21 protein-coding genes and 1 tRNA gene are annotated in these 24,698 nt (G+C 67.6%); 13 read left to right on the top strand and 9 right to left on the bottom strand.

Going from position 1 to position 24,698, the window contains the following annotated elements; genetic code table 11:
- The first annotated feature begins 45 nt into the window (after positions 1–45).
- Together NO878_RS07615 and NO878_RS07610 are read left to right on the top strand one after the other, a co-directional pair.
- Positions 46–117, top strand: a tRNA-His gene (locus tag NO878_RS07615).
- Between the two features lie 360 nt (positions 118–477).
- Complete coding sequence (locus NO878_RS07610) at positions 478–1,578, top strand: AI-2E family transporter (protein ID WP_256405360.1); 1,101 nt, start codon at positions 478–480, stop codon at positions 1,576–1,578.
- Positions 1,579–1,599: 21 nt separating this feature from the next.
- On the opposite strand, the gene NO878_RS07605 is transcribed toward NO878_RS07610, so the two are convergent.
- Both NO878_RS07605 and NO878_RS07600 read right to left on the bottom strand, forming a co-directional pair.
- Positions 1,600–2,787, bottom strand: a complete 1,188-nt coding sequence (locus NO878_RS07605) for a M50 family metallopeptidase (protein ID WP_256405359.1) — start codon at positions 2,785–2,787, stop codon at positions 1,600–1,602.
- A gap of 86 nt (positions 2,788–2,873) precedes the next feature.
- On the bottom strand, positions 2,874–4,559 hold the full coding sequence (locus tag NO878_RS07600; protein WP_256405358.1) for a choice-of-anchor I family protein: 1,686 nt from the start codon (positions 4,557–4,559) through the stop codon (positions 2,874–2,876).
- 142 nt (positions 4,560–4,701) lie between these two features.
- On the opposite strand from NO878_RS07600, the gene NO878_RS07595 reads away from it, so the two are divergent.
- Together NO878_RS07595 and NO878_RS07590 are read left to right on the top strand one after the other, a co-directional pair.
- Entirely contained in the window at positions 4,702–5,079 is a 378-nt protein-coding gene (locus tag NO878_RS07595) for a cupin domain-containing protein (RefSeq protein WP_256405357.1), read from the top strand.
- Between the two features lie 105 nt (positions 5,080–5,184).
- Positions 5,185–7,236 (top strand): DEAD/DEAH box helicase, encoded by a 2,052-nt coding sequence (locus tag NO878_RS07590; RefSeq protein WP_256405356.1) that lies wholly within the window; start codon positions 5,185–5,187, stop codon positions 7,234–7,236.
- On the opposite strand, the gene NO878_RS07585 is transcribed toward NO878_RS07590, so the two are convergent.
- A complete protein-coding gene (locus NO878_RS07585; protein WP_256405355.1) occupies positions 7,233–7,631 on the bottom strand; it encodes an acyl-CoA thioesterase in 399 nt (132 codons plus the stop codon). The two genes, NO878_RS07590 and NO878_RS07585, sit on opposite strands and share 4 nt — an antisense overlap.
- Positions 7,632–7,730: 99 nt before the next feature.
- Between NO878_RS07585 and NO878_RS07580 the strand changes: the two genes are divergently transcribed.
- The gene (locus NO878_RS07580; protein WP_256405354.1) at positions 7,731–8,678 is read left to right on the top strand and encodes a 3-hydroxyacyl-CoA dehydrogenase family protein; all 948 of its coding nucleotides are present in this window, start codon (positions 7,731–7,733) and stop codon (positions 8,676–8,678) included.
- On the opposite strand, the gene NO878_RS07575 is transcribed toward NO878_RS07580, so the two are convergent.
- The 5 genes from NO878_RS07575 to NO878_RS07555 all read right to left on the bottom strand — a co-directional run bounded on the left by NO878_RS07575 (position 8,675) and on the right by NO878_RS07555 (position 13,078).
- A complete protein-coding gene (locus NO878_RS07575) occupies positions 8,675–8,878 on the bottom strand; it encodes a DUF7511 domain-containing protein (RefSeq protein ID WP_256405353.1) in 204 nt (67 codons plus the stop codon). The genes NO878_RS07580 and NO878_RS07575 overlap by 4 nt on opposite strands.
- 135 nt (positions 8,879–9,013) lie before the next feature.
- Complete coding sequence (locus tag NO878_RS07570; RefSeq protein ID WP_256405352.1) at positions 9,014–9,460, bottom strand: MaoC family dehydratase; 447 nt, start codon at positions 9,458–9,460, stop codon at positions 9,014–9,016.
- Between the two features lie 55 nt (positions 9,461–9,515).
- Positions 9,516–11,255, bottom strand: coding sequence for an acyl-CoA carboxylase subunit beta (locus tag NO878_RS07565; protein WP_256405351.1), 1,740 nt, complete (start codon positions 11,253–11,255; stop codon positions 9,516–9,518).
- A 1-nt stretch (position 11,256) separates the two neighbouring features.
- The gene (locus NO878_RS07560) at positions 11,257–12,423 is read right to left on the bottom strand and encodes an acyl-CoA dehydrogenase family protein (protein WP_256405350.1); all 1,167 of its coding nucleotides are present in this window, start codon (positions 12,421–12,423) and stop codon (positions 11,257–11,259) included.
- A gap of 43 nt (positions 12,424–12,466) precedes the next feature.
- Positions 12,467–13,078, bottom strand: a complete 612-nt coding sequence (locus NO878_RS07555; protein ID WP_256405349.1) for a type IV pilin domain-containing protein — start codon at positions 13,076–13,078, stop codon at positions 12,467–12,469.
- Positions 13,079–13,186: 108 nt separating this feature from the next.
- On the opposite strand from NO878_RS07555, the gene NO878_RS07550 reads away from it, so the two are divergent.
- The 8 genes from NO878_RS07550 (at position 13,187) to NO878_RS07515 (ending at position 23,606) form a co-directional block, all read left to right on the top strand.
- A complete protein-coding gene (locus NO878_RS07550) occupies positions 13,187–14,230 on the top strand; it encodes a DUF7972 family membrane protein (RefSeq protein ID WP_256405348.1) in 1,044 nt (347 codons plus the stop codon).
- A 31-nt stretch (positions 14,231–14,261) separates the two neighbouring features.
- Complete coding sequence (gene gatB / locus NO878_RS07545) at positions 14,262–15,752, top strand: Asp-tRNA(Asn)/Glu-tRNA(Gln) amidotransferase subunit GatB (RefSeq protein WP_256405347.1); 1,491 nt, start codon at positions 14,262–14,264, stop codon at positions 15,750–15,752.
- Between the two features lie 154 nt (positions 15,753–15,906).
- Positions 15,907–18,423, top strand: coding sequence for a DNA topoisomerase I (locus NO878_RS07540; RefSeq protein ID WP_256405346.1), 2,517 nt, complete (start codon positions 15,907–15,909; stop codon positions 18,421–18,423).
- Between the two features lie 109 nt (positions 18,424–18,532).
- Complete coding sequence (locus NO878_RS07535; protein WP_256405345.1) at positions 18,533–19,252, top strand: phosphoglycerol geranylgeranyltransferase; 720 nt, start codon at positions 18,533–18,535, stop codon at positions 19,250–19,252.
- A gap of 160 nt (positions 19,253–19,412) precedes the next feature.
- Positions 19,413–20,513 carry a mandelate racemase/muconate lactonizing enzyme family protein gene (locus NO878_RS07530; protein ID WP_256405344.1) on the top strand — a complete coding sequence of 367 codons (1,101 nt, stop codon included), beginning with the start codon at positions 19,413–19,415 and terminating at the stop codon, positions 20,511–20,513.
- Positions 20,514–20,568: 55 nt separating this feature from the next.
- On the top strand, positions 20,569–21,870 hold the full coding sequence (gene aspS / locus NO878_RS07525) for an aspartate--tRNA(Asn) ligase (protein WP_256405343.1): 1,302 nt from the start codon (positions 20,569–20,571) through the stop codon (positions 21,868–21,870).
- Between the two features lie 96 nt (positions 21,871–21,966).
- Complete coding sequence (locus NO878_RS07520; RefSeq protein WP_256405342.1) at positions 21,967–22,827, top strand: pantoate kinase; 861 nt, start codon at positions 21,967–21,969, stop codon at positions 22,825–22,827.
- A gap of 38 nt (positions 22,828–22,865) precedes the next feature.
- A complete protein-coding gene (locus tag NO878_RS07515; protein ID WP_256405341.1) occupies positions 22,866–23,606 on the top strand; it encodes a 4-phosphopantoate--beta-alanine ligase in 741 nt (246 codons plus the stop codon).
- On the opposite strand, the gene NO878_RS07510 is transcribed toward NO878_RS07515, so the two are convergent.
- Positions 23,603–24,661, bottom strand: a complete 1,059-nt coding sequence (locus tag NO878_RS07510; protein ID WP_256405340.1) for a molybdopterin-dependent oxidoreductase — start codon at positions 24,659–24,661, stop codon at positions 23,603–23,605. The genes NO878_RS07515 and NO878_RS07510 overlap by 4 nt on opposite strands.
- Between the last annotated feature and the right edge of the window lie 37 nt (positions 24,662–24,698).

Genomic DNA, 24,698 nt, shown 5'->3' with positions numbered 1-24,698 from the left:
CGAGTCGTAACCTACTTTACTCACAGCACAGTACCGTAATTTGTGTCCGGGTTAGGGTAGTGGTTATCCTTCAGCCTTGTGGAGGCTGAGACGCGGGTTCGATTCTCGCACCCGGACCTGACTTTTGGGTTCTCGAGCTTCCTACCGGCGGATTTCGTTGTCGCCACCGGAGTGAACTGACCCAATGCTCAAAGACTGCGGAGAAAGTGCGAATCTCCATCCCGTCGCTGTATGGCGATTATCGACCTCTCGGGACAAATATACTTCGGGGGTGAGCGCATGAGCCTCCCCAACGACGTTCCCCTCGTTATCGACCCCGGCCGGGAGTACCTCAACGCTCGCCCTCTGCGTGAGATTCCCCGTCCGCCTCCGAGACGGCACCGGGAACGTCGACGTACCACGACGGAGCGTTCGACCGGCCGCCGCCGAGACGCGACACCACGATTTTTCACCCGGGCGGTGGATGGGCCGGTACGCATGGACGAACGCCGCGCCGTCGTTGCCCTCTTCGGCTTCCTCGTTACCGCCGTCATCGCCTACATGGCGTATCGGTTCGTCGCCGCCCTCACCGTCGCCGTATTCATTTACTACTCGACGCGACGGTTCTACCGGGCCCTCGGTCGCCTGCGACTCCCCAAGCGGGTCCGGGCGGTGACCGTGATACTTCTGCTTGCCCTCCCCTTGCTCCTGTTGCTCAGCTACACCCTCGTCCTCCTGGTCACCGAGACACGCCAGTTCGTCGCGACGTATCCGGTCATCGAGACGGCCGCCACGAACGTGGCGTGGCTGGAAGGATTGGAGGATCTGCCCAGTCTCACCTTCGGGAGTGTCGTCGAGGCGTATCGCGCCGGTCGGTTCGACGCGATCATCGACTTCCTCGTGGAGAACGCCGCGCTCCTGACCAGCGCCATCACGGGCTTTTTCCTCAACCTGTTTATCGTCGTCGTCGTCAGCTACTACCTCCTGATCGACGGCTCGACGTTCTACGGCTGGCTCGACCGGTTCGACGACGACGCCATCATCCGGGAGTTTCTGGAGGCGGCTGACCGCGAACTCGAAGCCATTCTCTTCGGGAACCTCCTGAACGTCATCGCCATCGCTCTCATCGGCGTCGGCGCGTTCAAGGGGTACAACGCGCTCGTCCCGGCGTCGGTTCAGGTGCCGTATCCGGCGCTCGCGGGTGTCCTCACAGGCGTTGCGAGTCTCATCCCGGTCGTCGGGATGAAAATCGTCTACGTCCCTCTCGCCGCCGCGATGTCGGTCCCCATCGTCTTCGACTCCGAGTTCTCCCTCTTGGTCTACGTCGCCGCGTTCCTCGCCGTGGCGGTGGTCGTCGTCGACACCATCCCGGATCTGGTGCTCCGACCCTACCTCAGTGGCGAGCGCACACACGTCGGCTTGCTGATGCTCGCGTACATCTTCGGCCCGGTCATCTTCGGCTTCTACGGGCTCTTTTTCGCCCCCATCGTCGTCGCCTTGGGAGTGACCTTCGCCCACACGGCGCTTCCACGACTCCTCGGCGGTGACGATGTCGACTCCCCGCTCTCGCCGGACCAGCGTCGTCTCGACGAGTTCTGAGCGGCCCGGACGGTTCGTCGCTCACCGCCGCGCGAAGTCGGCGTCGTTCGACAGGCGGTCGAACCCTGTCTCGCCGCCGGCCGCCGTCCCGCGGGTCTGGATGATGTCGAACACCGTCATCAGATCCGTCCGGGAGATGAGACCGACGAGGGCTCCGGTATCGTCGACGACAGGGAGACGGCCGACGCCCTCCCGTTGCATCGTCGAGATGGCGTCCATCGCGTCCGCGCTCGGCGCGATGCTGACCAGTTCGGTCGCCATCACGTCCTCGACGCGGTAGGCGTCCCGCTCTACGTCGCGCACCTCGCGGGTGTCGTCCAGCGTGACCATCCCCACGAGGCTCCCCCCGCGCATCACCGGGTAGCCCGTGTGGCGCTCGCGGAACATCCGGTCTGTGAGCGCCGACAACGATGTGTCGGCCGTGACGGTGTCCAGTTCCGTTACGGGTGTCATGACGTCGGCGACGGTCACGTCTTGGAACGCCGCCTTCATCACCGTCTGCTGGGCCTCACTCGACGCGCCGATGTAGATGAAAAAGGCGAGTGCAATCAGAAACAGGTTGGCAAAGAGACCGACGATGGCGAGCACGACGGCGAACAGCTTGCCAACCTCGGCGGCGATTTGGGTGGCCCGGGCGTGGGGTCGGGTCCGCGCCAGCAGCGCCCGGAGGACCCGCCCCCCGTCCATCGGAAAGCCGGGGAGCATGTTGAACACGGCCAGCGCGACGTTCGTCATGGCGAGGTAGGCGAGGACGAACTTGGCGGGTGGCAGGCTTCCGGGGACGACCAGAAAGGCGAGGTACGAGAGAACGCCGAGGGCGACGCTGACGATGGGGCCGGCGACGGCGATGGTGAACTCCTGTTTCCAGTTCTCGGGCATCTCGGTGAACCGCGCGACGCCGCCGAACAGCCAGAGGGTGATCGAGTCGATTTGGTAGCCATACCGCATCGCTACGAGGGAGTGGCCGAACTCGTGGAGGAGAACACAGAGAAACAGGCCGGTTGCTGCCGCGCCTCCAAGCACCCAGGGCACGGACCCCGCGGTGAGCGCCTCGACTGGCATCGCGACACCGAAGACGTCGTTGAGAACCGTGACGAGGTTCCCCACGTCCGAGCCGATCAGCCAGGCGAACAGTGGGAGCACCAAGAGAAAGGTCAGATCGAGTTTGATCGGAATGCCAAACGCGCTTCCGATGCGGATACCGCGCATACGGCACCTTGCATGTGAACGGACTTAACTCTTGGAAGCGGGGCCGTCGGTCGGCGCTGGCCGCCGGATTCGGGACTGATCCGTCGTCAGTTCCCGGTCACGGGGGTGACCTCGAAGACGCCCACGGTCCCGCTGAGTTCGTAGCCGACACAGAGCAGCGGATTTTGCACCGGACTCTCCGCGGCCGGGACGAAGTGGACGCCCTCCGGGGCGAAGTCACCGGCCCGAGCGGGGGTGTCGCCCTCGGGGTCCTCCTCGGCGGCCGCTTCCAGGTCGTCTTCGGTCACGCTGTAGTCGCGGTTGACCGCCATCTCCACGTACTCGGCGTTCTCCGGTCGGGTCACGTCGTAGGCGAAGATGGCGCTCCCGACCTCCTGGCCGACGAACGCGAACGTCCGGTCGCCGACCGTGCCGAGTTCGGCGCTTTCGGTCTCCGGGCCGCTCTCGACGACGTTCTGGTGTCCCGCCGGCCGCCGCTCGGCGAACGTCTTCTCGAAGTCCCGGCCGCTGTCGAAGACGGGATTTAGCCCGTCCTCGGAAACCTGCCATACGGTGAACGACCGGCCGCCGATGGCGTAGATGGCCTCGTAGCTCCCGTCGCCGTTCTCGTCGGCGAACTCCGCCATCGCCGCCTCGTTGACCTCCAGATTCCCGAGGTGTTCGGGCCGCGTGAGTTCCTCGACGCTGTCGACGTACGGGTTCTCCGAGAGGTCGAACGCCTCGGGGTCGAGATCGAGGTCACCCAGCACGCTCACCTCGAAGTCCTTGGCGTCGCCCTCGTTGGCGGTGACCAGATACGTCTCGCCGTCCACCTCGTAGGCGTCGATGGCGTCGGGCTGGTACATCCCGTGGAGCGGCCAGTTCTGCAGACTGATCCCGTCCGCGTCGCTCGTGTCGAGTTCGTTCCCCGGCAGAGAGAAATCCTTGAACCCGAGACCGTGGACTCCGGTCACCGTCCCCTCGGCCAGGTCGACTGTGGCGATGGCGTTGTTCTCCTGCAGCGAGACGAACGCCCGCTGAGAGTCGGGGGTGACGGCGACGAACTCGGGTTCGATGACCGCCGAGGCGACGGCATCCCCGTCGCCCGGCGAGACGAGGTGGATCCCGTCCTCGCGGAGCGTGTCCTCCTGTCCGTCGAATTCGCCGAAGGTCGCCGTTCGGACGACGGCGTTGCTCACGCCGTTCGTGATGTCGACGACGCTGACCGATCCAGCGGGGTCGGTCGACGCGCCGGGTTCGCCCTCGTTGGCGACGACGACGTAGTTTCCGTCCGGGCTGAAGCTGACCTTATCGGGAAGGGGGCCGACCGGCACCGCGTCGACGAACTCCAGCGACGACGCATCGTAGAAGGCGATGGCGCCGTCGGCCGTCGCGGGGTCGGCCTCGATGGCCGCGGCGACGAGGTTCCCGTCGACGTCGACGCTGTTGGTCCCGCCGACGGCTTGTATCGCGACGTCCTGTCGAGCGATCACGTCGCTCGCTGCCAACACGGCGTCCTGCACCGGGTTCGACGGGTCCGAGAGGTCGAGCACCTCGACCTGTCCGGCGCCGGAGTTGACGACGAACAGCCGATTCCCGGCCGCGTGAAAGGCGACAATCTCCGCGCCGCCGAGGGCCTCACCGGTCGCGTACCGCCCGATCCGGTTCAGTCCGATCGTTTCGACGTCGTTGCCGCCACCGCCGAACTGCGCCGCCAGTCCCGACGGAACCGCCGCGCCGGCCAGTAATCCGAGCACACTACGCCGATCAACCCCGATATCGTTCAGTGTCACACCCACAGGCGACCGCCGTCGGCTGATATCTGCTTATAATACCGATATATATTGCTCCACACCGGTCGGGAGCGCTGTGGAGCGAGCGCCTCGGCCCTCGGTGACGCCAAACGCTTAGTCGGCGGCCCGTCTATCGGCTCGTATGAGCGAACAGTCGCCGACGCCGACGCTCGTGCGGAGCGACGACATCACCTACGACGCCGTCGACGCCGCCGACGGTCTCTCGAAGGGCGTCCTGATCGACGCGGACGACGGCGCACCGAACTTCGCGATGCGCCGGTTCACTCTCGATCCCGGCGCCGAGGTGCCGGCCCACACCAACGCGGTCGAACACGAACAGTACGTCCTCTCGGGGGAGTACGTCGTCGGAATCGACGGCGAGGAACACGTCGTCTCGGCGGGCGACGCGCTGTTGATCCCTGCCGGCGTCCCTCACTGGTACCGCAACGAGGGCGACGAGACGGGCGCGTTCATCTGTGCGGTGCCCAACGGCGACGACGCTATCGAACTCGTCGACTGAGACGGTGCGCCGTCCCCGTGTCCCGTCGGCCGCCATGCCCACCACCGGCGGGCGCCGCCGCGTGGAGTCGAACACCTGAAATACCCGGTCCACCTACCGGACTCCGTGTCACGGCAGGTCGGACGGGTCGAGACGCTCTTTCTCCACGGTCGGGACGGCGACTTCTTGGTCGCCGTCACGCGCGACGGCGACCGGGTGTTTCGGGCGGTTCTCGACCTCAAGGAGACGGACGCCGGCCCGCGCCCCGGACGCTTCCGGATCAAGCGCGGATCGAGCGAGGAGCCACGCGATCCGAGCCAATTTGTCGAACTCGCGCGCCGCGCCGAGCGCATTCGCATCTCTCAGCAAACCTCGCCCGCGGACCGCGAGCGCCTGAACGCGATGCTCGACGGCTACCAACTCGACGCGCTGACCGTCCGAACCTGCCGCTACTGCGCCTCGGCCGGCCGTTACTCACCGATCACGGAGGACACCGCGATCAAGGCCGACCGAGACTACATCTGCCCGGACTGTGCAACGCAGGAACTCGACGGCGAACTCGCCTACGCCGGCGGCCTGACCGGCGCCGCACAGGACCGTCTCGAGGACCTCCTACTGGAGGTACAGGATCTCGACCGCATCACCGACCTCCTCCAGGGGGAACTCGACCCCGACCTCACGAAGTTCGACGAGATTGGTGCGACCGTCGAGGACGTCGACCCGGTCGCCACCGCCGACCTCGACCTGCACTCCGCGTTGAAATCGCAGGTGACCGACCGCTTCGAATCGCTCCTGCCGGTACAGAGTCTCTCGGTGCGCAACGGCCTGCTCGGCGGCGACGATCAGTTAGTCGTGAGCGCAACGGCGACGGGGAAGACGCTCGTGGGCGAACTCGCGGGAATCGACCGCGCGCTGAAGGGTAAGGGAAAGCTCCTCTTTCTGGTCCCGCTTGTCGCCCTCGCCAACCAGAAAGAGGAGAACTTCGAGGAGCGATACGGTGACCTCGTCGACGTGACGATCCGAGTCGGCGGCAGCCGCGTCACCGGCGGCGGCACCCGTTTCGATCCCGCCGCCGACGTGGTCGTCGGCACCTACGAGGGCATCGACCACGCGCTCCGCACCGGGAAGGACCTCGGCGACATCGGCACGGTCGTCATCGACGAGGTTCACACCCTGAAGGAGGGCGAACGCGGCCACCGCCTCGACGGGATGATCTCCCGGCTCAAACACTACTGCCAGACCCGCGAATCGGCCGGTGGCGACTACGACGGCGCTCAGTGGATCTACCTCTCGGCGACGGTCGGCAACCCCGAATGGCTCGCCAAGCGACTCCGGGCGCGACTCATCGAGTTCGAGGAGCGGCCGGTCCCCATCGAGCGCCACCTGACATTTGCGGACGCCCAAGAGAAGGTCCGGATCGAGAACCGGCTAGTGCGTCGGGCCTTCGACAGCAAGTCCTCGAAGGGATATCGCGGCCAGACCATCATCTTCACCAACTCCCGGCGGCGGTGTCACGAAATCTCCCGGAAACTGGAGTACGACTCGGCACCGTACCACGCTGGCCTCGACTACGGCCGACGCAAGCGCGTCGAGCGCCAGTTCGGGAATCAAGACCTCGCGGCCGTCGTCACGACGGCGGCGCTGGCCGCCGGCGTCGACTTCCCCGCCTCGCAGGTCGTCTTCGACACCCTCGCGATGGGCATCGAGTGGCTCTCGGTTCAGGAGTTCGAGCAGATGCTCGGCCGGGCCGGCCGCCCCGACTACCACGACCAGGGCGTCGTCTACCTGCTGGTCGAACCCGACTGCACCTACCACAACAGCCTTGAGATGACCGAAGACGAGGTGGCGTTCAAGCTACTGAAAGGCGAGATGGAGGACGTCCGCACCGTCTACGACCTCTCGGCGGCCGCCGAGGAGACGCTGGCGAACGTCGCCGTCGCGGGCAAGGGGGCAAAGCGCCTCAACGACCGGATGCTCGGCGACGTGCCGACCAAACGCGCCATCGCCAAACTCCTCGAGTGGGACTTCATCGACGGCCTGGAACCCACACCCCTCGGCCGGGCGGTGACCCGGCACTTCCTCGCCCCCGACGACGCCTTCGCCATCCTCGACCGCATCCGCCGGGAGATGGACCCTCACGAACTCGTCGCCGAGTTGGAACTCCGCGACGAGGACTAGGCGCGATAGGCCTCCATCCGGTCCACCCAGTCGGCAGGGAGAGGCCGGGAGCCGTCGCCGTCGGGGTCGACGTACACCTGGACCGTCTCGGCCGTCGCGGCCACCCGGTCGCCGACCCGGACCTCGTAACCCATCGTGACGCTCGATTTACCGATGTCGCGGACCCCCATGGCGACGGTCACCGGGTCGTCGAGTTCGATCTGGCTCCGATAGTCGATTTCGAGGTTGACGAGGACGGTGTCGATGCCGTCGAGGCCGACGCCGAGAACGTCCGCGTAGTAGTCGACCCGGGCCTGTTCGAGGTAGGTGGCGTACACGGCGTTGTTGACGTGGTGCATGGCGTCGACGTCCCGAAAGCGCACCTGAATCTCCGTCTCGTACTCGAAGGTGGACATACGGTGCCCGTAGACGAGCGGCCATTTGTGCCTACCGGCTGGGGCGGCGGGACGGACGGGGCCGGACGTTTATACACCCTACCGCCCACCGTGTGGTCGATGTCTCCGACAACGCAATCGGCGCCGTCGACCGTCACTATCGTCGGCGCGGGGACGATGGGTCACGGCCTCGCGGTCCAGTTCGCCCGCCACGGCGCCGCTGTTCGACTCGTCGACCACCGACGCTCGAACCTCGAAACGGCACGCGCGGGGGTCGCCGACGCTGTCGACTTTCTCGATGCCGAGGGGTGGCTTGACGCCGACCCCGGGACCGTCCGCGACCGGATCGACTATACCCTCGACCTCCCGGCAGCGGCGGCCGACGCCGCGCTCGTAATCGAGAGCGTCGCCGAGGACCTCGATGTGAAGGCCACGGTGTTCGAGACACTGGCGACGAGTGCACCCGACGACGCCGTCCTCGCGACCAACACCTCGGGCATCCCGATCACCGATATCGGGGCGGCGGTGCCCGCGGCCGCCGACCGGGTCGTCGGCTGTCACTGGTGGAACCCACCGTATCTCCTGCCGACCGTCGAGGTGGTCCGCGGCGAGGCGACGAGCGACCGAACCGTCGACCGGACGGCGGCGTTCGTCGAGGCCGTCGACCGCGACCCTGTGATCGTCGAGCGGGACGTACCGGGATTCGTCTGGAACCGGATTCAATTTGCCGTCCTCCGAGAGTGTACGCATCTGGTGCGGGAGGGCGTGGCGTCGCTCGACGACGTCGAGCGAGCGGTGCGGGACGGCTACGCGTTGCGGACGGCCGTCGTCGGCCCGTTCGAGACGGCGGACCTGGGCGGGCTCGACCTGTTCGAAACCATCGCAGGAAATCTCTACCCGCACCTGAGCAACGCGGATGAGCCGGGTCCGCTGTTCGCGGAGCGCCTCGCGGCCGGCCGCGGCGGCGTCGCAGACGGTGCGGGCTTTCACGAGTACGACGACGATTCGGGGACCGTGATCCGACGGCGCAACGAGCGCCTGGCGGCGGTGCGGCGCGCGCTGGACTAGCGCATCTCGTCGAGGTGGTGGAAGGCGTCGGCGTCGGCGGTCAGCCAGTGGGTCAGCCGCTCCACCTCGGTCGCGTCCGGCGGATAGAGCGTCCGCCGATCCGCGGCGCCCTCGTAGGTGACGACGATGGATCGGAGGCGTCCACTCGCCGCCGTTTCCGCCTCGGGCGTGGCGCGGTCGGAGCCTGTGGTGTTCGACATGACGCACCCGAGGTTTGGCGGCGCCGACGGTTAATCACTGCTATGTTGGCTCCGTGGCCGTCGGTATCGTCGGTGGCCGGACGTACGCCAACGGATCACAATAGAGCGTCCCCGATAGTTTCGACTGGAGATGCCTCAGGAGGGGCGCTTGCGGGCGAGGACGGTTCGCTCGAACGAACACACGAGTCGGTCGTCGACGTGAGCCTCGACGTGCAGCGTGACCACGCCCCGGTCGCCGTCGCTCGTCTCGCGTTTGTCGGTCACGGTGGTCCGTGCCCGAATCGTATCGCCGAGATAGACCGGTGCCGGATGCTCGACGTCGTCGTAAGCGAGGTTGGCGACGATGGTTCCGTCGGTCGTATCGGGGATGGATAGCCCCACCGCGAGGCTCATCGTGTAGAGACCGTTGACGATCCGTTCTTCGAACGCCGTCCCCGCGGCGAACTCGGCGTCGAGGTGGAGTGGTTGCTGATTCATCGTCAGGTCACAGAAGCGCTGGTTGTCGCTCTCGGTGACCGTCCGCCGCGTGTCGTGTTCGTAGGTCGTTCCGACCTCGAACTCCTCGTAGTACCGCCCGGTCATGGCGCGTACGTGGGCGGCGACGGACAAAAGCGGTGGTCCCGTGCGACCCTCGACGTTACAGGACCGTCCCGTGTTTCTTCGTCGGGCGTTCTTTCTCGACCGTCTCGTAGAACGTGAGGCGGCCGACCAACTCCTCGCGGAGCGTACTCGGCGGCACGAGTTCGTCGATCACCACCTCGCTGGCCATCCGGTGGACGTCGATGCCCTCGCGGTACGCCTCCCGGAGTTCCGCCTCGCGGCGTTCTCGCTTCTCGGGGTCGTCGATGTCGGCGAGTCTGCGGGCGTAGACGGCGTTGATCGCCGCCTCCGGTCCCATGATCCCGATTTCGGCGCCGGGGAGCGCCAGCGTGGACTCGGTGTCGTACGCCGGCCCCGACATGGCGTAGATCCCCGCGCCGTAGGCCTTTCGCACCACCACACACTGCTTTGGAACCGTCGCCGCCGAGGTGGCGTAGATCATCTTCTTGCCCGCTTCTAGAATCCCCTCCTTCTCGACGCCCGACCCAGCCATGAACCCGGGTGTGTCACAGAGATAGCAGAGGGGTATCCCGTAGGCGTCGCAGGTCCAGACGAACTCGGCGGCCTTCTCGGCGGCGTCGGGGAAGATGGCTCCTGCCCGTTTTGCCGGTTGATTGGCGACCACGCCGACCGGCCGGCCGTCGAGGCGGGCGAAGGCGGTGACGATCTCGGCGCCATACTCCGGTTTCAGCTCCAAGACCGACCCCTCGTCGACGAGGTGATCGAGCAGATCCCGAACGTCGTAGGCCTCGCGCGGCGCCTCCGGGACCACGGAATCGATCCCGGCCGGCGACGCCGCCGGGGCCTGTCCCTCGGTCCGTGGCGGATCGGCGTCGGCGTTGTCGGGCAGATAGGAGAGCAGGCGCGCCACGAGTCTGCGGGCTTCCTCCTCGTCGGCCGCGACGAGGTCCGCGCTTCCCGACTCCGTGGCGTGGACGGCGGGCCCACCCAAGTCGTCCATGCTGATCTCCTCGCCGGTGACCATCTCGACCATGCGCGGCGAGGCGATGGCCATCGCCGACCCCTCGACCATGACGGTGAAATCGGCGAAGACGGGGGTGTAGGCGGCGCCGGCGATACAGGGGCCGTACAGCACACAGATCTGCGGCACCGCCCCCGAGAGCCGCGAGTGGTTGTAGTAGAACTTCCCGATCCCCTCGCGGTTGGCGAAAAAGCCGGTCTGTTGGTCGATCCGGCCACCCGAAGAGTCCATCAGATAGAGCACCGGGCGCCCGGTCTTGAGCGCCCGCTCTTGCATCCGGAGGAACTTCTCGACGCCCTTCTCGGCCATCGACCCCGCCTTGACCGTGTAGTCGTTGGCCATGAAGTGGACCGCCCGCCCCTCGAAGGTGGCGGCGCCGGTGATGAGGCCGTCCGCCGGGAGACGGTCGCCGCCCTCGCTCTCCTCGTCCGGCGCCGACGGGTGCCACGCGTCGAAGTTGGCGAACGTGCCGTCCTCGAAGGTGAGTCCGTCGGGGAACCACAGGTCGAGACGGTCGCGGACGAACAGCTTTCCCGCCTCGCGCTGTCGCTCGCGGTACTCCGCCGGCCCTCCCTCGTGGATATCCTCGATCTCTGCCCACAGGGCCGCCTCGCGGTCGGTCAGCCCTGCCGTGTCGTCTCGCTTCCCCGTCCCGTCGGGTGGATCACTCTCGGCGACCGGGTCGTCGTCGCCACGCTTGGCGAACACGCGGACCCGCTGGCCGAACCGGGCCGCGAGCGCGCGGGCGATGGCTTCCGCCTCCTCCGCCGTCGTTCCGGCGACGCGGACGTCCATCTCAGTACGACCTCGGGAAGCCCATCTCCGTCGCGATGTGGTTGTACGCCATCTGCTGGGTGACGGGGGCGAGGCGAGTGAGGTTGATCTCGCGCCACCACCGCTCGATGTCGTACTCCGTCGCGTACCCCCATCCGCCGAAGGCCTGCATGGCGTGGTAGACGGCGTCGATCCCCGCCTCCACCGCCGCCGCCTTCGCGACGTTTGCCTCGTAGCCACAGTCCTCGCCCTGGTCGAACAGCCACGCCGCTTTCTGTCGCATCAACCGTGCCGTCTCGACGCCCGTGTAAGCCTCCGTGATGGGAAACGAGACGGCCTGATGGGTGCCGATGGGTGCGTCGAACACCTCGCGCTCGTTGGCGTAGTCGACGGCTTTCGACGCCGCGAGTTCGGCGATTCCGGTCGCGGCGGCGGCGAACCCGACCCGCTCGGGGTTGAGCGTCTTCACTAGGTGCCACCACCCCTCGTCTACCTCGCCCAGCGCCGCCTCGGCCGGCACGCGGACGTCCTCGATAAACACCTCACACGACTTGGAGTAGTTGATCGCGTGCTTCTCGATGGGCGACACCTCGATGCCCGGATCGTCCATGTCGACGAGAAAGAGGGTGAGTCCCTGCGTGGGCGTCGCCACCTCCTCCTTGGGCGTCGTCCGCGTGACGAGGATCATATCGTCGGCGCGGTCGGCGAAGGTGATCCACGCCTTCTTGCCGTTCAGGACGAACCCGTCGCCGTCGCGGTCGGCACGGGTGCCGACGTTCAGCGTGTTCGTCCCCGCTTCGGGTTCGGTGATCGCAAACGAGAAGATCCGGTCGCCCGCCGCGATGTCGGGCAGGTACGTCTCCTTCTGTGCCTCGGTCCCCGACTCCCGGAGTGCGACGGCGGCCATACCCGCGGTAACGACCAGATACCAGGTGCCAGCCATTCCACAGCCCTCGGCACACAGCGTCTCCATCGCCAGCCCCATCTCCTGTAACCCCATGTCGGCACCGCCGTACTCCTCGGGGATCAGCAGGCCGTGAAAGCCCGCGTCGCCGAGTTCGTCCCAGAAGTCGGCGGCGAACTCCCCTGCCTGCTCGCGTTCGCGCCAGTACTCCGGCCCGTACTCCTCGGCGATGTCGCTTGCGGTCGAGCGGATCAGCGCGTGTTCGGGTGGCGCTTCGAAGTCCATACGTCCGTTTGGGTGGGCCGGGACCGTATAGCTGCGGCCGGGATCAGTCGGCCGCGACCTCCAGCGTCCCCGAATCGGACACGTCGCCGTTGACGCCGACGGTGACGGCGTGATCACCCGCGGCGGGGTTGTCGACGGACTCGTACTCGACGATGAGTGCATCCCCTTCCTCTAGGTCGTAGTTTCCCGACAGTTCGACCGTGAGCGTGTTCCCGCCGTCGGAGACTTTCACCCCGTCGCTGGGTGGACAGCACTCCACGTCGCCGGTCGCGTCCACCTCGATGGTCCCGTCCCGGTCCTCGTCGATGCCGACAGTCGTGATCTTGCTCCGTTCGTCCACGCCGGAGACGTCCACGGTTCCGTCCGGATACTCGACGACGACGCTGTTCAGGGAGTTGCCCGCGGTGGCGGAGCCGGTGGCGATAGTGTAGTTCACGACGTGTGTGGTGGTCTCGTCCGCACCGTCGTCGCGCGCCCACACGAGTTCCGGCCGGTAGTCGTCCTCGCTTTTCTCGGTCAGGTCCGTCACTAGCTCGCGTTCGGTGCCGAGGCTGGCCAGCTCGGTGGCGCCGGCGGCGAACATCGACGCCAACAACAGGGTGATGACGACGACGAGCACCGTCCCCACCAGCGGCGAGATTCCGCGTCCGTCCATCACCCGGTGTCGGACCCCGCCAAACTACAAAGTCACGCGCCGGTTTTCACGGGTGAAAACGCCGGCCGGTGGCCGCGGTTTTTTGCGGCGGCCGCTCCCATCGGTACCATGGCCGACGGGGACGCGGGCGATGGGAGCGACCTACCCGAGGACACGTTGCGCGCCCGCGCCGACGAGGGGCGAGCGAGGCTCTGGCTCTTGTTGGAGGCCGACCGCCGTCTCGTCGTCGCCGGGCTCTTTGTCGTGACGTTCGTGGCGCTGCTCGCCGTGGGGACGCTTCTCCCCGACGCCGCCGCGAAGCTCCGTGACGGCGACGCCATCGGCACCCTGTTCCAGGGCTTTCTCGCCGCCACCATCACCGGTGTCACGCTGGTGTTGACGCTCAACCAACTGGTGCTCTCACAGGAACTCGGAGCGGTTGGCGACCAGCGCGAGCGGATGGCCGGCGCTCTCGACTTTCGGACCGACGCCGCCGACCGCATCGGGGCGCCGGTCAGCCCTGCCCGCCCGGCGCAGTTCCTCGAAGCGCTCGTCCACGCGTGTGAGCGCCACGCGCGGACGATCCGTGACGCAGTCGACGAGGACCACGCGGCGTGGGCGGCGGTCGACGACCTCACGGGGAGTCTGATCGACAACGCCGACGCCGTCGCGGCCGACCTCGACGGCGCACAGTTCGGCGAGTTTGGGGTGCTCTCGGCGGCACTCGATTTCAACTACTCGTGGAAGATATTCGCGGCCCGGCGTCTCCGCGCCGAGACCGATGGTCTCGATTCCGACGCGATGGACGCGCTCGACGCGCTTCTCGACACCCTGGAACTGTTCGGCCCGGCCCGCGAGCACTTCAAGACGCTGTACTTCCAGTGGGCGCTCATCGGCCTCTCGCGGGCCGTCCTCGTCGCCTCGCTTCCCGCCCTCCTCCTTGCGGTCTGTATGATCGCCTTCGTCGATCCGACCGGCCCCCTGGCCGCGCGGGTTGGCGTCGTCCCGCTCGTCGCGTTCGCCTCGGCGGTTGCGGTGTTGCCCTTCCTCGTCTTGCTCGCCTACATCCTCCGGATCGCCACCGTGACGAAACACACCCTCTCCATCGGGCCGTTCATCCTCCGGGAGACGGACGGGGTGCCCGTCTCCGACGACGACGCCGAGTCCCGTTAGCCTTTAGCCACCGCCGGTACAACCCCGCACAATGACTGCGCAGGCACTCCAGCAACGCGATCTCGCGGTCGTCATCGGGCTGGAGGTTCACGTCCAGCTCGAAACCGACACGAAGATCTTCTGTGGCTGCTCGACCGAGTCGGCCGACGACGAGGCGCCGAACACCCGAACCTGCCCCGTCTGTCTCGGGCTGCCGGGTGCTCTCCCGGTCCTCAACGAGGCGGCAGTCGAGGCGGCGGTGAAGGTGGGAAAGGCACTCGACGCCGATATCGCCGAGGAGACCCGCTTCCACCGCAAAAATTACTACTATCCTGACCTCCCGAAGAACTTCCAGATCACGCAGTACGACGCGCCGATCTGTGCCGACGGCGCCCTAGAAGTGAGCGTCGAGGACGACCGCCGAGAGATCGGTATCGGCCGCGCCCACTTGGAGGAGGACCCCGGTAGCCTCCAGCACGAGGGCGGCAGCATCGAGACGGCCGATCACACGCTCGTCGACTACAACCGCGCGGGGACGCCCCTGATGGAGATCGTCACCGAACCGGACTTCCGCGGCCCGGGCGAGGTGCGCGCCTTCCTCGCGAAACTGGAGGAGGTACTGGAGTATCTCGGCGTCTTCGACGCCTCCCGCGACGGGAGTCTCCGCATCGACGCCAACATCTCCTTGATGCCCGCAGACGAGATGGCCGACGACGGGAGCGTCGACGAGGCGGCGCTCGAGGCGGCCAACCGCACCGAGGTGAAGAACATCTCCAGTCACAAGGGCGCAGAGAAGGCGCTGGCCTACGAGGTGACCCGTCAGAAAAACGCCGTCGAGCGCGGCCGCGAAATTGAACAGGAGACGCGCCACTGGGACGAGAGCCGCGGGATCACCGTCTCGATGCGCTCGAAGGAAGAGGAGAAAGACTACCGCTACTTCCGCGAGGCCGACCTCCCGCCTCTGCAGGTGGCCGACTGGAAGGAGCGCATTCCGATCCCCGAACTCCCGGACGCTCGCCGCGAGCGCTTCCGCGAGGCGTACGGTCTCGACGCGGAGGCAGCCGCCAAACTCACCTCGACAAAGGAGGTGGCCGACTTCTTCGAGGACGTGGCCGACCGATTCGACGCCGGTCTCGCGGCGACCTGGGTGGCCGACGACCTCCTGGGCGAACTCAACTACCGCGATATGACGATCACGGACGTTTCGGGGCGTCTCGACGAGTTTGCCCGGCTGATCGAACTTGTCGACACCGACGAGATCACGGAGAAAAACGCCCGCGAGGTTGTCCTGCGGACGATGCTCGACGAGGGACACACCCCGGAGGAGGTGGTCGAGCGTGAGGGACTGGGCAAGGCCGGCGACGACGCCGTCGCCGCCGCCGTCGAGGCGGCCATCGAGGAGAACCCCGACGCGGTCGAGGACTACCACGACGGCGAGGGCGGCGCGCTCAACTTCCTCGTCGGGCAGGTGATGAGCAAGACCGGGGGGAGCGCCGACCCCGGGACGGTCAACGGACTGCTTCGCGAGCGTCTCGACGAGTAGGGCGCTCCAGCACCGAACGTCCGGGACCCCGTCCGAATCCGTCGACCGGCCCCGAAGCGCGGCGACTCCCGCCAGAGGGCACGCGCCCCGCCGTCGGAGTCGGCCGATTGTGGCCACGAAAGCTTTAGGCGGGTGGTCGGCCTACGAGTCGGCGATGAAACGCGGCCCCGAACTGATCATTACGGAGAAGGACAATGCCGCCCGTCGCATCGCAGACATCCTGAGCGACGGGAGCGCGGGGAGCGACCGCGTCAACGGCGTCAACGTCTACAAGTGGGGCGGCAAGCGGTGTATCGGCCTCTCGGGCCACGTCGTCGGCGTCGACTTCCCCCCGGAGTACAGCGACTGGCGCGACGTAGAGCCGGTCGAACTCGTGAGCGCGGACGTCGAGAAGCGGCCGACCCAGGAGAACATCGTCGCGGCGCTCCGGCGACTGGCACGCAACGCCTCGCACGTCCACATCGCGACCGACTACGACCGCGAGGGTGAACTCATCGGCAAGGAGGCGTACGAACTCGTCCGCGACGTCAACGAGGAGGCGCCGGTCGACCGGGTGCGCTTTTCCTCGATCACCGACCGCGAGGTACGCGAGGCCTTCGCCGACCCCGACGACCTGGACTTTAACCTCGCGGCCGCGGGCGAGGCCCGACAGATCATCGACCTGATGTGGGGCGCCTCGCTCACACGCTTTCTCTCGCTGTCGGCCCGGCAACTCGGCGACGACTTCATCTCGGTCGGCCGGGTTCAGGGACCGACGCTAAAGCTGATCGTCGACCGCGAGCGTGAAATCGACGCCTTCGACCCCGAGGACTACTGGGAACTGTTCGCCGCCCTCGCGAAAGACGACGAAACCTTCGAGGCGCAGTTTTTCTACCTCGACGACGACGACAACGAGGCCGAACGCGTCTGGGACGGCGAGCGGGCGGAGGTGGTCGACCGGACGCTCTCGGCGGCCGCCGTCGCCACTGTCGAGGAGGTGCGCCGTCGCACCCGAACCGACGACCCGCCGGCGCCGTTCAACACGACGCAGTTCATCCGCGCCGCGAGCGGGATCGGCTACTCCGCCCAGCGAGCGATGAGCATCGCCGAGGATCTCTACACCGCAGGGTACGTTACCTACCCCCGAACGGACAACACGGTGTACCCCGAGGACCTCGACCCGCGGGACCTACTCGACGCGCTGTCGGCCGGCCCCCGGTTCGGCGACGACGCCGCCGACCTACTCGACGCCGAGGACATCACCCCGACCGCCGGTGACGAGGAGACGACCGACCACCCGCCGATCCACCCGACCGACGAACTCCCCTCGCCGTCCGACCTCTCGGAGGATGAGTGGGAGGTGTACGAACTCGTCGTGCGGCGCTTTCTCGCCACCGTTGCCGACGCGGCGACCTGGGAGCACCTGCGCGTCGTCGCGGCCGTCGACGGCGCCGACGCGGATCGGCGTCTGAAAGCAAACGGCAAGCGCCTCGTCGATCCGGGGTACCACGCCGTCTACCCCTACCGCTCGACGACGGAGAACTACGTCCCAGACGTCACCGAGGGCGAGGAACTCACGGTTACCGAGACGCGCCTCGAAGCCAAGCAGACCCAGCCACCGCGGCGGTACGGGCAGTCCCGTCTCATCGAGACCATGGAGGAGATGGGGATCGGCACGAAGGCGACCCGACACGACGTGATTCAAAAGCTGTACGACCGGGGGTACATCGAGGGTGACCCGCCGCGGCCGACTCGGCTGGCACGAGGGGTCGTCGAAGCCTCCGAGGAGTTCGCGGATCGCATCGTCAGCGAGGAGATGACCGCCCGACTGGAGGAGGACATGCAGGCCATCGCCCGCGGCGAGGCCGACCTCGCGGACGTAACCGACGAGTCTCGGGCGATCCTCGAACGCGTGTTCGACCGCCTCGAACAGTCTCGGGAGGCACTCGGTGATCACCTGCGCGAGTCGCTGAAGGCGGACAAGACCGTTGGCCCGTGTCCCGAGTGTGGCGCAGACCTCGTGATTCGGCGGAGCCGCGGTGGTTCCTACTTTGTCGGCTGTGACGGGTACCCCGACTGCGAGTATACCCTCCCGCTCCCCTCGACGGGCAAGCCAATCCTCCTTGACGACGTCTGTGGGGAACACGGTCTCCACGACGTGAAAATGCTCGCGGGCCGGAAGACGTTCGTCCACGGCTGCCCGCTCTGTGCGGCGGAGGCGGCCGACGAGGAATCCGACCTGGTCGTCGGGGCGTGCCCGGAGTGTGGCGAGGCCCACGGCGGCGAACTCGCGGTCAAACGGCTTCGCTCGGGCGGTCGACTCGTCGGCTGTACGCGCTACCCCGACTGCGAGTACTCCCTCCCGATGCCCCGGCGTGGCGAAGTCGAACGCGTCGAGGAGACCTGCGAGGAACACGGGCTGCCGGGGTTGCGGATCACCTACGAGGACTCGGACCGCGAGCCGTGGGACTTGGGCTGTCCCATCTGTAACTATCGGGAGTACCAGGCTCGACAGGCGGGGACGGAACTGGAGGCCATCGAGGGCATCGGCGAGAAGACCGCCGAGAAGCTGAAGGCTGCGGGCGTCGAGGACGTCGACGGCCTGAAGTCCGCCGAACCGGACGCGCTAGCCGACGAAATCGACGGTGTCGGGGAAGAGACAGTTCGAACCTGGCAGGCCGACGCGGACTGATACGGCGCCCGCCGCGGGCGATCAACCGCCGACACGAGCCTCACGGCCCCCAACCGTCCCCGCCGCGAGTCGGACTCTTTTTATCGTCTCCGCGGAGTAGCCACCTGTAATGACCACGCCGTGGGACGAGTGGGACCACGTCCTCAAGGTCGACCCCGACAAGGACCTCGTCGCGGGCGAGACGTTCGAGGACGTCTGTGCCACCGGAACCGACGCCATCGAGATTGGCGGGACGACGGGCATGACCAAAGAGAAGATGGAGACGGTCGTCGACGCCTGCGCGAAGTACGGCGTACCGCTCTATCAGGAGCCGTCGAATCCCGCGGTCGTCATCGACGACGACGCGCTGGACGGCTACCTGATCCCGACGGTGTTCAACGCCGGCGACAGCTTCTGGGTCACCGGCGCGCACAAGGAGTGGGTTCGGATCGAGAACGGTCTCGACTGGAGTCGTACCCACACCGAGGCGTACATCGTCCTCAATCCCGACTCCTCCGTCGCCGAGTACACCGACGCCGACTGCGATCAGTCGCCGGACGACGTGGCCGCGTACGCCGCCGTCGCGGAGAAGCTGTTCGGCCAAGAGATCGTCTACATCGAGTATTCGGGCACCTTCGGCGACCCCGAGACGGTCGAAGCCGCGAGCGACGCGCTCGACGATACCACCCTATTTTACGGCGGCGGCATCGGTGACTACGACGCCGCCAAGGAGATGAGCCAGTACGCCGACGTCATCGTCGTCGGTGACCTCCTCCACGACGAGGGCTGTGACGCCGTTCGCGAGACGGTCGAGGGCGCGAAGGCGGCCGAGGACACGGACCCGACGTGACTCACCACGGCATCCGCCGGCCACGTCGGTAGGCACCGCTTCAGTCTATGGGTCGGCGGTTGGGCCGCCCGCTTCGATCCGGACAGAGTGGCCCCGGGACCGATACGGAACCCTCGCTGGCCCCCCTGGTTTTACCGGCTGTCCCCCCGACCGACGACACATGGAGATCACCGACGTACGGGTCGAACGGATCGAGGTGCCGCTGGAGCGACCGCTCGGTGTCTCGCGTGGCCGGTCGATGTCGGCCCGCGGGGCAGCCTTCGTCGTCGTCGAGACGGACGCGGGGATCACGGGCGTTGGCGAGGGCGTCGGGCCGGAGTCGTACATCGTCGAGCGCATCGTCGAGGAGAAGTACGCCCCGCGGCTGATCGGCGAGAATCCGCTCGATATCGAGCGTCACTGGGAGTCGATGGTAACCGACACGCTGTACAAGGATCTGAAGGGGCAGGGGTTGTCGGCGGCGAGCGGTGTCGACATCGCGCTCTGGGATATCGCGGGCAAACACCACGACGTCCCCGTCTATCGCCTCCTGGGCGGCCCCGTCGGCGGCGCCCTCAAACCGTACGCGAGCGACCTGTTCTGGCAGGACCCCGAGACGATGGCCGAGCGGGCGGCGTCGTACGTCGACCGCGGGTTCGCGGGCGTCAAGACCCACCTGGGGCGGGGGATCGACGCCGACGAGGAGCGGGTCGCGGCGATGCGGGACGCCATCGGCGACGCCGCGCTGATGGTCGACATGAACTGCGGGTACGACCGGCCGGACGCCCGGCGCGTCGGGCGGATGCTCGAAGACTACGACGTCTACTGGTACGAGGAGCCGCTCACGCCGTACGACGTTGACGGGCTGGCAGCCCTGCGCGAGGAACTCGCCGTGCCCATCGCGGCCGGCGAAAACGAATTCACCAAGTGGGGGTTCCGGGAACTGTTCGAGGCGGAGGCCGTCGACTACGCGATGCCCGACGTGATGCGCTGTGGCGGCATCACCGAGGCGAAGAAGGTCTGTGCGCTCGCGGCGGCCCACGGGACGGTCGTCAGCCCCCACTGTTTCACCACGGGTGTCGGCCTCGCGGCGACGATGCACGTGATGGCGGCCTCGCCGGCCTGCGAGTGGTTGGAGTTCGACCCGACCGACTTCCCCGTCTACGACGCGCTGTTCGAGACGCCGCCGGCGCTCGACGACGGTCGGATCGCCCTCCCCGAGGAGCCGGGACTCGGCGTCTCGCTCGACGAGGCGGTGATCGGCGAGTATCGCGTCGGCTGAGGTCGCGTGACAGGAAACGGTCGCGTTTAAGGTACGGGGACCGATACAGGTGGATATGGAAGACCGAACGCACGCGGCCGACGTGGCCGCCGGCGAGACGGCGACTGTCGCCGGCTGGGTCCACGAGATCCGCGACCTGGGTGGCATCGCCTTTCTGATCCTCCGGGACCGCACCGGCAAACTCCAGATCAAATTCGAGAAAGACGAGATGGACGAAGCCCTCGTCGAGACGGGGCTGGGCGTTCACCGCGAGAGCGTCGTGACCGTCACCGGCGCCGTCGAGGAGGAACCCCGAGCGCCGACGGGCCTGGAGATGGTCCCCGACTCTCTCGATGTGCTGGCCGACGCCGACCCCGAACTACCCCTCGACCCCTCGGGGAAGGTCGACGCCGAACTCCCGACCCGGCTGGACAACCGCACCCTCGACCTCCGCAAGCCCGAGGTGAAAGCCATCTTCGAGATCCGGAGCGAGATTCTGCGGTCGGTCCGGGAGTACTTCCGCTCGGTCGGGAGCACGGAGATCAACACCCCGAAAATCGTCGCCACCGGGACGGAGGGCGGCACGGAGCTGTTCCCGATCACCTACTTCGGGCAGGAGGCGTTCATGAACCAGTCGCCACAGCTGTTCAAACAGCTGATGATCGGCAGCGGCCTCGAACGCGTCTTCGAGGTCGGTCCCATCTTCCGCGCCGAGGAACACAACACCCCCCGCCACCTCAACGAGGCGACGATGATCGACTTCGAGTCGGCCTTCGTCGATCACCACGAGGCGATGGACGTCTGTGAGGGGACGCTCAAGGCTGCCTACGAGGGTGTCGCCGAGAACTGTGCCGACGAACTCGAACTGCTGGGCTACGACGACTTCGCGGTCCCCGACGACGACTTCCCGCGGCTCACCTACGAGGAGGCCATCGAACGGGTCAACGCCACGGGTGAACTCGACGAACAACTGGTCTGGGGCGACGACCTGTCGACCGAGGCCGAGAAGGCCCTCGGCGTGGACGTGGGCGGCCACTACTTCGTCACCGACTGGCCCTCCGAGATCAAGCCGTTCTACATCCAGGATTACGACGACGACCCACAGCTCTCGAAGGGCTTTGACCTGATGCACCCGCGGATGGAACTCGTCTCGGGTGGTCAGCGCGAACACCGCTACGACGAACTCGTCGCGGGCTTCGAACAGCAGGGACTTGACCCCGAGCAGTTCGACTACTACACCCGGATGTTCAAATATGGCATGCCGCCCCACGCCGGGTGGGCCTACGGCGTCGAACGGCTGGTGATGACGATGCTGGATCTGGACAACATCCGCGAAGCCGTCCTCTTCCCGCGTGACCGCCAGCGTCTGAGTCCGTAGGACCGGACGTTCTCTCGCGTCGGCCGGTCGACGGTCCCCGAGTCGTCTCGTTCCGTTCCGACAGGGCTTAACGACCCCCGGCCCCTCCTCGGGGACATGAGCGAGCAGTCGCGGGGACCCGGCGCGACGGCGTTCGTCCCCGGTCACGTCACCGGCTTTTTTAGCCCGTATCCGGACGACGACCCCGGGCGTGCGGGGTCGCGCGGGGCGGGGGTGACCCTCTCGGACGGCGTCCGCGTCACGGTACGGCCGGCCGACGGCGACGCCCCCCGGATCACCCTCGACGGTGATCACCTCCCGATGGACGCCGTGACGACGGTACTCTCGGCGCTCGACGTCGCCGACCGGGCGCGGGTCGTCGCCGAGAGCGACCCGCCGCTGGGGACGGGGTTCGGCGTCTCGGGGGCGATGGCCCTCGGGGCGGCGCTCGCGGCCAACCACGCGTTCGGCTGCGAGCGGTCGGCGAACGCCCTCGTAACCCTCGCCCACCGCGCGGAGGTGATGGCGGGGACCGGTCTCGGTGACGTGGTGGCCCAAGCCCGCGGCGGGGTGCCGATCCGTCTCGATCCGGGCGCACCCACACACGGCCGTCTCGACGCCGTCCCCGAACGGACGCGGGTGGAGTATCTCGCGCTTGGCGACCTCTCGACGGCGGAGGTTCTCGCCGGCGACACCGACCGACTGGTGACCGCCGGCGAGGACGCGCTCTCGCGGTTGGTGGAGCGGCCGACCCTGCCGACACTGATCGACGAATCGCGACGATTCGCCGACGAGACGGGGCTGGTGACCGACCGTTTGGCCGACGTGCTCTCGGCTGTCGACGACGCCGGTGGGCGGGCGTCCATGGCGATGCTCGGGGAGACGGTGTTCGCGCTCGGATCGGGACTCTCCGACGCGGGCTACGACGCGTCGGTCTGTCGGACCTACGACGCGGGCGCACACCTCGTCGCCGACTGATCGGGGCGCTTTTGTTCGGGCCGGCGTATCGGTCGCGCATGGTCGAGGCCGAGATTCCGGCGGACCACCCGCGTCACGACTCGCTGGTGACCCGCCACCGTGTCGAGGCGGGCGTCGAGAAAGGGATCACCAGCCGACAGGGCCTTATCGCACAGGGTCGTGGCGAGGCCTTCGACTACCTGCTCGGCGAGCGGACCATCCCCTCGGCGGACGCGGCGGCGCGGGCGGCCGCCGCTCACCTCCTCCTGGCCGATCACCCCGTCGTCTCCGTGAACGGCAACGCGGCGGCGCTCGTCCCCGCGGAACTGGTCGCTCTCGCCGACGCCGTCGGGGCCGACCTCGAGGTGAACCTATTCAACCGCACGGAAGAGCGGATGCGGGCCATCGCCGAGCACCTCCGCGACCACGGGGCGACCGGGGTGAAAGGGCTGGCCGCAGACGCCCGCATCCCGAATCTGGCTCACGAGCGCGCGAAGGTGGACGCTGACGGCATCGCCGACGCCGACGTGGTGTTGGTGCCACTGGAGGACGGCGACCGCGCGGCGGCGCTTTCGGATCTCGGGAAAGTCGAAATCGTGATCGACCTGAACCCGATGTCGCGGTCGGCCCGGGTCGCGGACGTGCCGGTCGTCGACAACATTCTGCGGGCAATCCCGAACATTACGACGCACGCGCGCGAGTTGGCCGACGCCGACCGGCCCACCCTCGAACGAATCGTCGGCGAGTTCGACCCCGAGGCGACGCTCGCGGCCGCCGAACGCGCCATCCGAGACGGCTAAACCCCGCTCACGAAGACGGCGAGCCACTGACGTGGGTCGGGCCGCCGCCGGAGTTCGACCCGTTCGACCCACTTCACCCACTGGAAGCCGCGGCGATCCGGCGCGACGAGTCGAAGCGGGTAGCCGTGGCCGTGTTCGAGGCGCTCGCCGGAGAGCCGCGTCGCTAGCAGGGCGCCCCGCGCCTCCGACAGTGGGAGACTCCACCGGTAGCCCGTCACCGAGTGAATCGTCACCCACGCGGCGTCCGCAGTCGGCTCCGCGGCGTCGACGAGCGCCCCGAGGTCGAGTCCCTGCCACTCACGCTCGGCGTACCACCCGCTCGTACAGTCGAGGACGGCTCGCCGTGCCGCCCCGGGCCGCAGGTCCTCGGCGCCGAGCGCCAGCGGCCGGTCGACCTCCCCATCGACGGTGAGCGTCCACGCTCCCGGATCGATCGGATCGGGGTCGTCGGCCACCCAACTCGTGACCGGGAGGGCGTCGCCGTCGTCGAGTTCCCGCGAGCCGGTGAACCGCCGGGTCGCCGCGGGCGTCTCTAGGAGGGTCGCGACCCTCCGCAACAGCCACACCGTCGCGCCGCCGGCAGCCACCAGCCCCGCGTACTGGAGCGCGACCCGCCGGCTGCGGACGTCTCGGCCGCGGAGCGGGCGAAAGCGCGACCGTAGGTGTGCCAGCAGGAGCGGTCCGATCAGCAGGCCGAACAGGATGTGGAGGTTGAGCAGCGTCCAGACTCCGAGCGGCGCGGTGGCGCCGAGCGCCCAGCCGACGCCCGTCGCGCCGGCGGCCACGGCGACGGCCGCGAGACAGACCGAAAGCGGGGTGGCACGGTCCCAGGCGCGCCGGTCGCGGAGACGGGCGGCGACTCGGCGGAACTTCGCCACTAGGAGCGGGAGGATCGACAGGCCAGCGACGGCGTGTACCCAGAAGACGGCGGCGTCGGAGGGGTGGCCGATCCAGAACCCCGCGATACCGGTCGCGACGGCGACGCCGGTGGTGGCGAACAGCGACCAGTCGACGGTCCGCGGCGGTGGGACGAGGCGGTCGAGGACCGGTGCCATGTGGAACGATACCGTCCATCGGGCAAAAGCCCGTCGC

The organism is Haloplanus ruber (assembly GCF_024494725.1).
GTDB classification, from domain to species: domain Archaea; phylum Halobacteriota; class Halobacteria; order Halobacteriales; family Haloferacaceae; genus Haloplanus; species Haloplanus ruber.
This window is presented reverse-complemented; position numbering and strand designations above follow the sequence as displayed.

Bases quoted from the DNA above. Each gene is read 5' to 3' on its own strand.
- NO878_RS07610 (WP_256405360.1), top strand. From the start codon at position 478: ATGGACGAACGCCGCGCCGTCGTTGCCCTCTTCGGCTTCCTCGTTACC.
- NO878_RS07605 (WP_256405359.1), bottom strand. From the start codon at position 2,787: ATGCGCGGTATCCGCATCGGAAGCGCGTTTGGCATTCCGATCAAACTC.
- NO878_RS07595 (WP_256405357.1), top strand. From the start codon at position 4,702: ATGAGCGAACAGTCGCCGACGCCGACGCTCGTGCGGAGCGACGACATC.
- NO878_RS07585 (WP_256405355.1), bottom strand. From the start codon at position 7,631: ATGTCCACCTTCGAGTACGAGACGGAGATTCAGGTGCGCTTTCGGGAC.
- NO878_RS07580 (WP_256405354.1), top strand. From the start codon at position 7,731: ATGTCTCCGACAACGCAATCGGCGCCGTCGACCGTCACTATCGTCGGC.
- NO878_RS07575 (WP_256405353.1), bottom strand. From the start codon at position 8,878: ATGTCGAACACCACAGGCTCCGACCGCGCCACGCCCGAGGCGGAAACG.
- NO878_RS07570 (WP_256405352.1), bottom strand. From the start codon at position 9,460: ATGACCGGGCGGTACTACGAGGAGTTCGAGGTCGGAACGACCTACGAA.
- NO878_RS07565 (WP_256405351.1), bottom strand. From the start codon at position 11,255: ATGGACGTCCGCGTCGCCGGAACGACGGCGGAGGAGGCGGAAGCCATC.
- NO878_RS07560 (WP_256405350.1), bottom strand. From the start codon at position 12,423: ATGGACTTCGAAGCGCCACCCGAACACGCGCTGATCCGCTCGACCGCA.
- NO878_RS07555 (WP_256405349.1), bottom strand. From the start codon at position 13,078: ATGGACGGACGCGGAATCTCGCCGCTGGTGGGGACGGTGCTCGTCGTC.
- NO878_RS07550 (WP_256405348.1), top strand. From the start codon at position 13,187: ATGGCCGACGGGGACGCGGGCGATGGGAGCGACCTACCCGAGGACACG.
- gatB (WP_256405347.1), top strand. From the start codon at position 14,262: ATGACTGCGCAGGCACTCCAGCAACGCGATCTCGCGGTCGTCATCGGG.
- NO878_RS07540 (WP_256405346.1), top strand. From the start codon at position 15,907: ATGAAACGCGGCCCCGAACTGATCATTACGGAGAAGGACAATGCCGCC.
- NO878_RS07535 (WP_256405345.1), top strand. From the start codon at position 18,533: ATGACCACGCCGTGGGACGAGTGGGACCACGTCCTCAAGGTCGACCCC.
- NO878_RS07530 (WP_256405344.1), top strand. From the start codon at position 19,413: ATGGAGATCACCGACGTACGGGTCGAACGGATCGAGGTGCCGCTGGAG.
- aspS (WP_256405343.1), top strand. From the start codon at position 20,569: ATGGAAGACCGAACGCACGCGGCCGACGTGGCCGCCGGCGAGACGGCG.
- NO878_RS07520 (WP_256405342.1), top strand. From the start codon at position 21,967: ATGAGCGAGCAGTCGCGGGGACCCGGCGCGACGGCGTTCGTCCCCGGT.
- NO878_RS07515 (WP_256405341.1), top strand. From the start codon at position 22,866: ATGGTCGAGGCCGAGATTCCGGCGGACCACCCGCGTCACGACTCGCTG.
- NO878_RS07510 (WP_256405340.1), bottom strand. From the start codon at position 24,661: ATGGCACCGGTCCTCGACCGCCTCGTCCCACCGCCGCGGACCGTCGAC.